Origin of the sequence: Paractinoplanes brasiliensis (genome assembly GCF_004362215.1) — a bacterium.
Taxonomy (GTDB): domain Bacteria; phylum Actinomycetota; class Actinomycetes; order Mycobacteriales; family Micromonosporaceae; genus Actinoplanes; species Actinoplanes brasiliensis.
Genome location: NZ_SNWR01000002.1, coordinates 1,828,684 through 1,838,490 on the forward strand (window position 1 = coordinate 1,828,684; position 9,807 = coordinate 1,838,490).

The following is a 9,807-nucleotide window of genomic DNA, read 5'->3' on the forward strand; positions in this document are numbered from 1 at the left end:
GTAGGTTGCCCGCATGCTGCTGCCCCGCTCGGCCCCCGCGAGCCGGGGAGTCTCCTCCCGCGCGCTGGAAGCGTTGCTGGACAGGCTCGAGGCCACCTCCGTCGAGTGTCACTCGCTCATGTTCGTACGGGGTGGTCACGTCCTCGCCGAGGGCTGGTGGGCGCCGTACTCGGCGACCCGGCCACACCTGCTCTACTCGCTGACCAAGTCGTTCACCTCGACGGCGGTCGCTACCAGTTCTGGATGTCGCGGCACGGCTACCGGGGTGACGGCGCCTTCGGGCAGATGTGCCTCGTCGTCCCGTCGCGCGACCTGGTCGTCGTCGTGACCGGCGCCATGACCGAGGCGCAGCAGTTCCTGGACGCGCTCCGGGACTGCCTGTGGCCGGGCCTGGACCGTCCGGACAGCCCCGCCGACGACGCCCGGCTCGCGGCCCGGCTGCGCGGGCTGACCCTGCCCATCATGGCGGGGTCGAGCGGCCCCGACCGGCCCTTGACCGCTCGGATCACCGGCGGCGACGCTGTGCCCGAGGGAACCCCGATCGTCGTCGAACCGGTCGAGGGTGGCTGGACGCTGCGCCTCGGCTTACTGTTCGCCATCGAGGTGGGACATGGCCAGTGGCGCGAGGGCGCACCCCTCGGCCGCCCCCTCGTCGGGTGCGGCGGCTGGCAGGGCGGCCGTTTCGTCGCCGAGCTCTGCGTCATCACCACCCCGCACCGCGTCCGCCTGGTCGTCGAGGCGGGAGCCGCCACCGCGACCTGGAACATCGTCCCGCTCACCGGCCCCCGCCTCGACCTGCACCTGCGCGCGCCCCTGATGACCCGCCCCGATGTCAGTTGATCCACATTGACTCGTCCGCACAGGTCACACCGTCCGACCGGCAGATGAGGACCAGTCCTTTCTCGTCGTGGCCGACCGAGCAGACCATCGTCCTGTCCGGCTCCGGCTCGGGCTCGGGTCCGGGTTCCGGCATGGGTGAGGCGAGCACGGCGACCGCGACAGCAACGGCGACCATCAGATCGAACATGATGTCCTCCAGGGTTCGGTATCTGGTTCTGAGCCTTCTCGGCGGGCGACGCGCGGACATCGGGAGCCAGACCTCAGAACCACCCGTACGGACCTCAGATTTCGCTCGACACCCCTCAGAGGGCGGCGCAGACTCAAGGCGTGGCGCTCGCCGGTCGGGCTGTGGAGGCGGCGACCGTGAGCGCGGTGCTCCGTGAGGCGGCCGCCGGACGCGCGTCGGCTCTGCTGGTCACGGGCGAGGCCGGCGCGGGCAAGACGGCTCTGGTCCGGTCGGTGTGCTCCCAGCACGACATGATCTGGGCCACCTGCCTGCCGCTGAGCACGCTCGTCGTGCCGTTGCTGCCCCTACGATCGGCCACGGCGCCGGCCTTTCCGGGGCGCCCACCGGACTGGGATGCCACGTACCCGGTGCTCGAAGTCGACGCCTGGCTCGACCGGGCCGCTTCCGAGCGACTCGTCGTTCTCGTCATCGACGACGTGCAGTGGGCCGATCAGAGCTCGCTCGACGTGCTCATGTACGTCCTGGCCGGACGGGCCGACCGCCGGCTCGCCGTGATCATGACCCTGCGGGAGGGCGAGGACGCCGGACGGTTGAGGCCCTGGCTCGCCGACGTGCGACGCTTCCCGCGGCTCGCCTCACTGACAATGTCCCGCCTCGACCGCGTGGCCACCGGCGAGCAGATCGGTGACCTTCTCGGACGGCCACCGCACCAGGGTCTCCTGGACGACGTGTACACGCGGTCAGCCGGCAACCCGTATCTGACGAGCCTTCTGGTCAACGGGTTGTCGCCGGACGCCACGAACCTGCCCGCCGGTCTCCCGGGCGCTCTGCGGGACGCGCTCTCCCGGGCCTGGCACGGTCTGTCTCCCGCCGCGCGTGAAGCGGCTGTGGTGATAGCGGTGGGTGGCCGGCCCCAGCGTGTCACAGCACTGGCGGCACTGCTGAACGACGTACTGCCTCTGTTGCGGGAAGGCGTCGACGGCGGGGTTCTACGAGTCGAGCCGGACGGGCGGTACTGGTTCGCCCATCCGCTTCTGGCCGAGGTCCTGATCGGTGAGCTGTTGCCGGAGGAGCGACGGGCCTGGCATTCGGCCTACGCGTCCGCCCTGGACGATCACGCGGCAGACCCCAGCCGTGCGGCTTCGCTGGCCCGGCACTACGAGCAGGCAGGGCTGCACGCGGCGGCATACACGTGGGCCCTGCGAGCCGCCACACTTACCACGAGCGGACCCGAGTCACTGCGCCTGCTGCGCACGGCCCTGGCGCTGCGGCCTCCCGATGCGGCGAAGTCGCAAGCCGATCTGCTGGTCCGGATCTGTCAGGCCGCTGCCCGCGACGGCCGGGACACGGAGGAGCTGGAAGCCACGCTGGAGCTTCTGCCGCTGCTCGATCCCGAGTCGCTCGGACACGCGATGCTGCTGCTTCGCCTGTCCGAGCTGAAGCTGGCGACCGGCCGGTCCTTCTACGACTTCGACGCCCTGCAAGCGGCCCTCCGCGTCACGGCCAGGCATCCGGCGTCCCGGGAGCACGCCCTCGCTCTGGCCACGACGGCCATCACGTTTCTGTACGGCCAGGATCCGGAGGGCGAGCGGGTCGCCACCGCAGCGATCGAGGCCGCTCTCGCTGAGGGCAGCGCAGAGCTGCGAGTTTACGCGCTCATCGTCGACGCGATGCGTCGCACGGATGCGACGGCGTTCGCAATCGCGGAGCAGGCCTATGCCGGCGCCGCCGGCCTCCGGCTCCCTCATCTCATGACCGAGGCGACGTTCGCGTGCTCACGCTCCGCTCCCCTGGCCGGGAGCGACAAGGTCGTGTCACTGTACGATCGTTGCCGGGACGATCTCCAGGCGGCGGGCGCCGCACACAACCACGTGTCGCTGATGTGCGCGTGGGCCGCGTACGTGCTGCTGCCAGCGGGCCGGTGGGACGAATGTACCGACCGGCTGCGTACGGCCCTGGGGTCCCGGCCTGGCCCCATGGGAGACGTCCTGGCCCGTCTGGTCGGCGCCGAGCTGGCCTGTCTGCGAGGCCGGCAGGCCGAGGCCGAGGCACACCTGGCCCGCGCGGAAGAGGTATTCGCCGAGACGTCGGGGTACATGTTCTTTCCGTTCGACAAGGTCCGCACCCGCCTGGCGGTCGCGGCCGGCGACAAGGACCGCGCGCTCGTGCTGGTCCGGCACGCGCTGGGCCACGACCCGATCGACCTTGACTCGCAGTGGACACTGCCGTTGGCGGCGCGGGCGATCGCCGACCAGGTGCGCGACTGTCATGTGGACCCGGCACCGGCGCTGCGCGAGCTCGAGGATCTGCTGCACGAATTCCCCCGGGTGCCGGGGTCCGCGGAGTCCTTCGAACGCGAGGTCGTCGACACTCGTGATCACCGCGCTTGCCCGAAGTGCCAGGGTCTCGCTCGATGCGGCTGCCGCGCCTGTTCCCGCGTACGGGGAAACGGGGTTGACCTCACGGGAGAGCGAAGTGCTGGGCTATGTCGTGACCGGGCGGACAAATGCGGAGATCGCCGCCGAACTGGTGCTGAGCGAGAAGACGATCAGCGTGCACATCTCCAACATGCTGCGCAAGACCGGCGCGGCCAACCGGATCGAACTGGCCCGGTGGGCCCGCTCGCGGTGACCGCGCCGGAATCGGCTACTTCTTCAGCTTCTCCAGGTCGACCACGTCGGCCGTGGCGGGGGCCTTGATGTCGGCGAACGTCTCGCCGAACTCGGTGAAGGTGAGCGCGCCGTCGGCGGGGGTCGGGCCCTCCAGCTTCAGCGGGTAGGGCTCGCCGGTCGTGGCGATGTAGAGCGTGCCGCCGTCCGCGCCGCCGTCGGTCAGGGTGATGGCGGGCTTGCCGTCGACGTCCTTGACCGCGCCCTTGGTGACCGTGCCCTCGGGCTCCAGCAGCTCGCTGACGTCGGTGGTGCTGAACATGCCCTCGAAGCTCTTGTCGCCGGCCTTGACCAGCACCCACCGGTCCCCGACCAGCTGCGCGACGACGGGACCCTGCTCGGCGCCGCCGCTCATCTTCCAGAACGCGGCGTCCGGCTTGATGTACTTCTTGCCGTCGACGGCCAGCAGCTGAACCTTCGGCCCGTCGAGCGACATCGTGCCGAAAACGTCCTCGCCGGCAATCTTGAAGTCGAGGCCGATCTTGCCCTCGTCGGCCTTCATCGAGCCCTTGAAGTGGAACGACTTGGCCTGGGTGAGGGCGGCTTTGGCCTTCTCGAGGATCTGCGCGGCCTCAAGGGCCTCCACGCCGTTGCCCGCGGGAGCGGCGGGCTTGGCCGCGTCGGGGCTCTTGGCGTCGTCGTTCTGCCCGGCGCAGCCGGTGGCCAGCAGCGCGGCCGCGGTCAGGCCGGCGATCGCGCCGGCGAATCTGCTCTTCATGGTCGTGCCCCCGTTTCAGTCGCCCCGGCCGGCCTGTGCCGGACGGTGGCGCGACCAAAGTACAGGGGTCGCACAGCGTACTCACAGGCGACCGCCCTTCGGCCGTTCAGGCCAAGGAGGGCAGGTCACCTGCTCGCCGGCGGCCGCGACACAGACCGGTTCCCGACAAAACCGGTCACGCCGGTTCGGGCACACCACCCGGTTCGGGGGCCGGTTCGCTCGGCACGGGCGACGGCTCGGCCGGCGGCGGGGGCAGCGGGTCGGGGCTGTCCGGTTCCAGCTCGCCGGGATCGTCCGGGATCGGCGCACCCGGGTCGAGCGGCGGGTATTTGTCCGGATCAGACGGAATACTCATGCGGGCCTCCTACCCCTGTGATCATCTGTCAAACACCGCTCCCCCGTACCGGGTGACGAGCGCGGCGCCGCGGCCGGCCCGCCGGTCAGGCGTTCAGCTTGTCCCGCCAGGCGAGGAGGTCGCGCAGGTCGGACAGGTCGTGTTCGGGGCCGCTGGTGTGGACCGTGAAGAGGCGGGCGCCCAGCTCGTACATCCTGTCCCGGGTGTCGGGGTTGCCCACCACCGAGACCTCGATCTCGGCGGGGTCGCGGCCGATGTCGGCGCAGTGCCGCGCCAGGACGCCCAGCTTGTGCTCGAGGGTTTCCGGGTCGGAGAAGCTGTGCCAGATGTCGGCGTGCTTGGCGACCAGGCGCAGCGTCTTCTTCTCGCCCCCGCCGCCGATCAGGACCGGGATCTTGCGGGTGGGCGGCGGGTTCAGCTTGCCCCACCGCGACTCGATGCGGGGCAGGGCGGTCGCCAGGTCGTCGAGGCGGCCGCCCGCCGTGCCGAACTCGAAGCCGTACTCGGCATAGTCACGTTCGAACCAGCCCGAGCCGATGCCCAGGATCAGGCGGCCGTCGGAGATGTGGTCGACAGTGCGGGCCATGTCGGCCAGCAGATCCGGGTTGCGGTAGCTGTTGCAGGCCACCAGGGCCCCGATCTCGACCCGGGACGTGGACTCGGCCCACGCCGCCAGCATCGTCCAGCACTCGAAGTGCAAGCCGTCCGGCTCCCCGTTGAGCGGGAAGAAGTGGTCCCAGTTGAACAGGATGTCGGCGCCGAGCTCCTCGGCCTCGGCGGCCGTACGGCGGATGCTCTGGTAACCGGCGTGCTGGGGCTGAAGCTGCAGTCCGACGCGGACAGGCCTGGAAGTCATGAGAGCCAGCCTAGGCGCGCCGGGTCCCGCCGTCCCGCGATACCGCTATCGGTGCTGGACCCGCCCTCGAACCCGCGCCGGGATGGGTCAGTTGCCTGATGCCTCGCACCCGGATTGCTGGAGTGGGCGCTGCGCCGGTCGTCCGCGTGGCGACTGGGCGATCCGCGCCACGGCGGCTAGATTGGACGCGTGGTGACGATGATGCTGCTCAGCGCGATGCTGATGCGTGCCCTCGTCGGCCTCTTCTCGCAGCCGGAGCCCACTGTGGAGCGCCGGGTGGCAGCCGAGCCGGTCCCCGCCGACCGCGTTCTGGCGCTTCTCCCGCAGTTCTCCGCGGGCGTCCGCGGCTCGCGCGCGCCTCCCGTCGCGCTCGCCTGACCGTCCGCCGGCGCCTCGCCGCGCCCGCCGACGGCCGCAGTCCGACATCGACGACCTCGCGGACGGAAACCTGCCATGAACGTGGTTGCGGAAATGCTCCTGACCGACCCGGCCCCGGCGGCCATCTGGGCGACGCTGATCCTGCTCACCTTCCCCGCGCTGCTGATGCTCGGCAGCCCCGAGGCCATGCGCCACCCCGGCCGCACCCTGCGCGACCTGCTCACCGCTCTCCGCAGCGCGCGACTGTTCGCCGGCAAAACCCTTCCTTCCCCGTACGCCTCCACGCCCGTCCCCTCCGCGCACAACGGCTCGACGCGGCACCTCCCCACGCGGTCCTCCTCCGCCGGGGACGTGTCCTCCCAGCACGCGTCCTCCCAGCACGCGTCCTCGCAGCACGCGTCCTCGCAGCACGCGTCCTCGCAGTACGCGTCCTCGCAGTACGTTTCCGAGGTGCGCGTGGCCGCCGAGCGGGCCGCCGTTGCGGCGCAGCGCTGGCAGGAACTGTGGGAGCAGGCCGAGGCCACGGTGAACGCGGCGTACGAGTCCTGGCTCGACGCCGACGCCCGCCTTCGCAAAGCCATGGTCGCGGCCCGCTGGGGCACCCCGTGGTCGGCGCCCACCTGCGAGGAGTACGCCGCCCGCGAGCGCTTCCTGCACCGCGCCGTGGCCGTCGCGTGCGACCGGGGCGACCTGCCCGCCGCGGCCCTGGCCGACGCCCTGGCCGGCCGCAACGGCTGGGACGCCCGCCTGCACCCCGTCGACCAGGAACTGGTCATCACCAAAGCCACTGTCACCTACCGCCGCCACTGTTACGACACCGCGGCCGCCGCCGAGCTGACCGCCCGCCACGACGCCGACCTGGCCCATCGCGCCGCCGGCAGCCTTGCCCGCGAGGCGCTGGCCGCCCCGTTCACGACCGTCCCCTCCCCCGCGACGCCGGCGCCCGGCCGCCGCCCGATGGTTGTCCCCGCATGACACCGCCGCGCGACCAGCGATGTGAATGACTGCCCACAACCTTTCGACAGGGGTCGCGGCCTGTCAGCAGCGGGACTGCCGACCTCCCGATGGCCGTCCCCACAACTTGACACCGCCGCGCGACCAGCGATGTAAGTGAGCGCCCACAACCTTCGAGAGGGGGTCGCGGCCTTCCAGCGGCGGGACTGCCGAACTCTCGGGGGACCGGACTACGCGTCCCGCCTCCCGAGGAAAGCCACGGCAGGTTGAGGACGGGCGGTGGCCATGACGGAAGGCCGTCAGCGGCTCAGGAGGGCTGGGGGCGGTAGCAGCAGTCCGTGCAGATTTTGGGCTCGGGCAGGGTGAACGCCAGGCAGCACGTCCGCCGGCGTAGGTGGCCGTCCTCCCACGAGATCAGGTCGTGCAGGTCCAGGGCTTTGAGCAGGATGTCGATGTCCGCGGTGGTGGCCCCGGGGACTGCGCGCACGGCGTGGCGGGTCGCGTGCGCGAGGCCGGCCGCCAGGGAGCCGAGCAGGGGGCGGCGGTTGATCCGGATCTCGCGCTGGAAGGCGTCCAGCAGGGGCGTCACGTGATGGTCGAGCAGCACACTGCGTAACGCCAGCGGGTCACCCTCGGTGAACGGTGTGCCGGGTCGCACTCCGATCCGTACGGGGGCGTCGGGCGCGTCCAGACGCACGAGCACCTGCGACGCCGTGACGTGCAGGACGCGACGGCCGGCCACCCAGCCGAAGGCGGCGGGCAGGGAAAGCCAGTACGAGTACGCCTTCCACATGAGCGCGGCGGCCACATGCGGGCGCGCGTCCCACCGGCGCCGGGCCGCCGCCTGCAGCAGGGTCACGTCGCCGCCGGTCAGAGCCGTGGCCGGGATCCACCCGGACTCGTCGTGGACGATCAGTCCCGGTTCCAGGCCCGGCAGCCGGCCGGCGCCGAACGCACGCCGGACAGCGGCCAGAAGTTCGTCCATCGCCCCTCATTACCCCCGCGGCGACAGCCCGACGCATGCCCGGTAACGGGTCCGGCCCAACCCGGACGACGATCCGGCGGACGATCCGGCGGACGCCCGGGACACGGCCCAACCCACCCCTGCACGACCATCCGGCGCACGCCCGACACCACGGCCCGACCCACCCCCGCACGCCCGACACACGACCCAGCCGTACCCCCGCACGACCATCCAGCGCACGCCCGACACACCGCCCAACCCACCCCCGCACGCCCGACACACGACCCAGCCGCACCCCCGCACGACGATCCGGCGCGTGCCCCAGGCTCGGCGGTTGTCCCGCACCACACTCCCGCCCCTGGGGCCGCGGACGGGGCTGATCGTCACGTAACCGTCATGAAGACGCGCAGCGCCCGCCACCGGTGTGGGTGAGAGTCGGTGTATGAGTACCGACGAAGCTGTCCGGACGCGGGTGGCCCGCCGGCTCGGCCGGGACCTCGTGCTCACGCCGAGCGCGTTCATCGGGGTCGCCGGGGTCTGGCTGGTGGTCACGCCCGTCGTCATCGATCATGGCGTCTACCCGTGGATCAACGATGTGCTCGCCGGCGTCGTGCTGTTCGCGCTGGCCGCCGCGCAGATTGTGCTGCCCCGTCGATCGCCGGCGCTGAGCGCCGCCGCGGTTGTGGTGGGCGCGTGGCTGATCGCCGCGCCGTACGCGCTCGATTTCGCCGACCAGCTGGGCGTGGCCTGGAACGACAAGCTGGTGGGCACCCTGGTGATCCTGCTGGCCGTGGTCAACGCCCTGCCCCGCCTCGTCAAGCCGTGAGCGTCCCGCCTGTGCGTCAGCGGCTTTGAGTCATTTCCGCGTACGCCCGGAAGGCTCTGTAGTTTGTCGGCATGGACGCGCTCACCGGTTTGCTCGACGGGCCCCGGGCCCGGGGCGCGTTCCTGCTCCGGTCGGTCCTGGATCCGCCGTGGTCGCTGGGGATCCGTGACGGCTCGCCGCTGTCGCTGATCACGATGGTGCGCGGCGACGCCTTCGTCCTCAAAGACGGCTTCCCTCCGGCCCGAGTCGGCGCCGGGGATGTGGCCGTGGTCAACGGCGTGGATCCGTACGTGGTGGCCGACGACCCGGGCACCGCCCCGCAGGTGATCATCCACCCGGGGCAGCGCTGCGAGATGGCCGACGGTTCCGAGGTGACGCTGACCGGGCAGGGTGTGCGTACGTGGGGCACCCGGCCCGACGCGCCGGCCGTGATGATCAGCGGGACGTATCAGATGCACAGCGAGGTCAGCAGGCGTCTGCTCGTCGCGTTGCCGGGACTGCTGATCCGGCCGGCCGAGGCGGGCGACCGGACGCTGATCGACCTGCTCGTGCGGGAGATGACCGGCACCGAGCCCGCCCAGGATCTGGTGCTGGACCGCCTGCTCGACCTGGTGCTGGTCTCGGTGCTGCGGTCCTGGCTGGCCGCGGCGGGCGACGACGCCCCGGCCTGGCAGCGGGCCCGCACCGATCCCGTGGTGGGGCCGGCCCTGCGGTTGATCCACGACGATCCGGCGTACGGGTGGACGGTGGCTTCTCTGGCGGCGCGCACGGGAGTGTCGCGTGCCTCGCTGGCCCGGCGGTTCACCGAGGTGGTGGGCGAGTCCCCGATGGCCTATCTGACGGGCTGGCGGATCACCCTGGCGGCCGATCTGCTGCGGCAGGGCGATGCCACACTGGAGTCGGTGGCCCGCCGGGTCGGTTACGGCAGCGCGTTCGCCCTGAGCACCGCGTTCAAGCGGGAACGCGGGGTCAGCCCGCAGGAGTACCGCCGCCGGCCGGCACACGCGCCGCACCCGTCTCCCCTGCCCCGCGTGGTGCGGCTCACGTAGGCCGGAACGCG

12 protein-coding genes and 1 pseudogene are annotated in these 9,807 nt (G+C 71.6%); 8 read left to right on the top strand and 5 right to left on the bottom strand.

The window, feature by feature from the left end; genetic code table 11:
- Positions 1 to 13 precede the first annotated feature (13 nt).
- Positions 14 to 328 carry a serine hydrolase domain-containing protein gene (locus tag C8E87_RS44815; RefSeq protein WP_203720980.1) on the top strand — a complete coding sequence of 105 codons (315 nt, stop codon included), beginning with the start codon at positions 14 to 16 and terminating at the stop codon, positions 326 to 328.
- Positions 244 to 840, top strand: a complete 597-nt coding sequence (locus C8E87_RS40245) for a hypothetical protein (protein ID WP_203720981.1) — start codon at positions 244 to 246, stop codon at positions 838 to 840. Before C8E87_RS44815 ends, C8E87_RS40245 begins: the two co-directional genes overlap by 85 nt.
- Here C8E87_RS40245 and C8E87_RS40250 read toward each other — a convergent pair.
- Entirely contained in the window at positions 833 to 1,027 is a 195-nt protein-coding gene (locus C8E87_RS40250) for a hypothetical protein (protein ID WP_133878586.1), read from the bottom strand. The two genes, C8E87_RS40245 and C8E87_RS40250, sit on opposite strands and share 8 nt — an antisense overlap.
- 140 nt (positions 1,028 to 1,167) lie before the next feature.
- Between C8E87_RS40250 and C8E87_RS46740 the strand changes: the two are divergent.
- Both C8E87_RS46740 and C8E87_RS40265 read left to right on the top strand, forming a co-directional pair.
- Positions 1,168 to 1,572 (top strand): annotated as a pseudogene (locus C8E87_RS46740) (ATP-binding protein); the annotation flags it as partial.
- 1,723 nt (positions 1,573 to 3,295) lie between these two features.
- Positions 3,296 to 3,658 (top strand): helix-turn-helix transcriptional regulator, encoded by a 363-nt coding sequence (locus C8E87_RS40265; RefSeq protein WP_133878588.1) that lies wholly within the window; start codon positions 3,296 to 3,298, stop codon positions 3,656 to 3,658.
- Positions 3,659 to 3,673: 15 nt separating this feature from the next.
- Here C8E87_RS40265 and C8E87_RS40270 read toward each other — a convergent pair whose 3' ends face one another.
- The 3 genes from C8E87_RS40270 to C8E87_RS40280 all read right to left on the bottom strand — a co-directional run bounded on the left by C8E87_RS40270 (position 3,674) and on the right by C8E87_RS40280 (position 5,625).
- Positions 3,674 to 4,414 carry a hypothetical protein gene (locus C8E87_RS40270; protein ID WP_133878589.1) on the bottom strand — a complete coding sequence of 247 codons (741 nt, stop codon included), beginning with the start codon at positions 4,412 to 4,414 and terminating at the stop codon, positions 3,674 to 3,676.
- Between the two features lie 175 nt (positions 4,415 to 4,589).
- Positions 4,590 to 4,769, bottom strand: coding sequence for a hypothetical protein (locus C8E87_RS40275; RefSeq protein ID WP_133878590.1), 180 nt, complete (start codon positions 4,767 to 4,769; stop codon positions 4,590 to 4,592).
- Positions 4,770 to 4,854: 85 nt separating this feature from the next.
- On the bottom strand, positions 4,855 to 5,625 hold the full coding sequence (locus tag C8E87_RS40280) for an LLM class F420-dependent oxidoreductase (protein ID WP_133878591.1): 771 nt from the start codon (positions 5,623 to 5,625) through the stop codon (positions 4,855 to 4,857).
- Between the two features lie 189 nt (positions 5,626 to 5,814).
- Here C8E87_RS40280 and C8E87_RS40285 point away from each other — a divergent pair, with 189 nt between their 5' ends.
- Complete coding sequence (locus C8E87_RS40285; protein ID WP_133878592.1) at positions 5,815 to 6,003, top strand: hypothetical protein; 189 nt, start codon at positions 5,815 to 5,817, stop codon at positions 6,001 to 6,003.
- 75 nt (positions 6,004 to 6,078) lie between these two features.
- On the top strand, positions 6,079 to 6,978 hold the full coding sequence (locus C8E87_RS40290; protein WP_133878593.1) for a hypothetical protein: 900 nt from the start codon (positions 6,079 to 6,081) through the stop codon (positions 6,976 to 6,978).
- Positions 6,979 to 7,264: 286 nt separating this feature from the next.
- On the opposite strand, the gene C8E87_RS40295 is transcribed toward C8E87_RS40290, so the two are convergent.
- Positions 7,265 to 7,942, bottom strand: coding sequence for a hypothetical protein (locus C8E87_RS40295; protein ID WP_133878594.1), 678 nt, complete (start codon positions 7,940 to 7,942; stop codon positions 7,265 to 7,267).
- Positions 7,943 to 8,363: 421 nt separating this feature from the next.
- Here C8E87_RS40295 and C8E87_RS40300 point away from each other — a divergent pair, with 421 nt between their 5' ends.
- Both C8E87_RS40300 and C8E87_RS40305 read left to right on the top strand, forming a co-directional pair.
- Positions 8,364 to 8,747, top strand: a complete 384-nt coding sequence (locus C8E87_RS40300; RefSeq protein WP_133878595.1) for an SPW repeat domain-containing protein — start codon at positions 8,364 to 8,366, stop codon at positions 8,745 to 8,747.
- A 71-nt stretch (positions 8,748 to 8,818) separates the two neighbouring features.
- Positions 8,819 to 9,796, top strand: a complete 978-nt coding sequence (locus tag C8E87_RS40305; protein ID WP_133878596.1) for an AraC family transcriptional regulator — start codon at positions 8,819 to 8,821, stop codon at positions 9,794 to 9,796.
- Positions 9,797 to 9,807: the final 11 nt, after the last annotated feature.

Bases quoted from the DNA above. Each gene is read 5' to 3' on its own strand.
- C8E87_RS40270 (WP_133878589.1), bottom strand. From the start codon at position 4,414: ATGAAGAGCAGATTCGCCGGCGCGATCGCCGGCCTGACCGCGGCCGCG.
- C8E87_RS40250 (WP_133878586.1), bottom strand. From the start codon at position 1,027: ATGTTCGATCTGATGGTCGCCGTTGCTGTCGCGGTCGCCGTGCTCGCC.
- C8E87_RS40290 (WP_133878593.1), top strand. From the start codon at position 6,079: ATGAACGTGGTTGCGGAAATGCTCCTGACCGACCCGGCCCCGGCGGCC.
- C8E87_RS40265 (WP_133878588.1), top strand. From the start codon at position 3,296: ATGTGGACCCGGCACCGGCGCTGCGCGAGCTCGAGGATCTGCTGCACG.
- C8E87_RS40305 (WP_133878596.1), top strand. From the start codon at position 8,819: ATGGACGCGCTCACCGGTTTGCTCGACGGGCCCCGGGCCCGGGGCGCG.
- C8E87_RS40280 (WP_133878591.1), bottom strand. From the start codon at position 5,625: ATGACTTCCAGGCCTGTCCGCGTCGGACTGCAGCTTCAGCCCCAGCAC.
- C8E87_RS40300 (WP_133878595.1), top strand. From the start codon at position 8,364: ATGAGTACCGACGAAGCTGTCCGGACGCGGGTGGCCCGCCGGCTCGGC.
- C8E87_RS44815 (WP_203720980.1), top strand. From the start codon at position 14: ATGCTGCTGCCCCGCTCGGCCCCCGCGAGCCGGGGAGTCTCCTCCCGC.
- C8E87_RS40295 (WP_133878594.1), bottom strand. From the start codon at position 7,942: ATGGACGAACTTCTGGCCGCTGTCCGGCGTGCGTTCGGCGCCGGCCGG.
- C8E87_RS40275 (WP_133878590.1), bottom strand. From the start codon at position 4,769: ATGAGTATTCCGTCTGATCCGGACAAATACCCGCCGCTCGACCCGGGT.
- C8E87_RS40245 (WP_203720981.1), top strand. From the start codon at position 244: ATGTCGCGGCACGGCTACCGGGGTGACGGCGCCTTCGGGCAGATGTGC.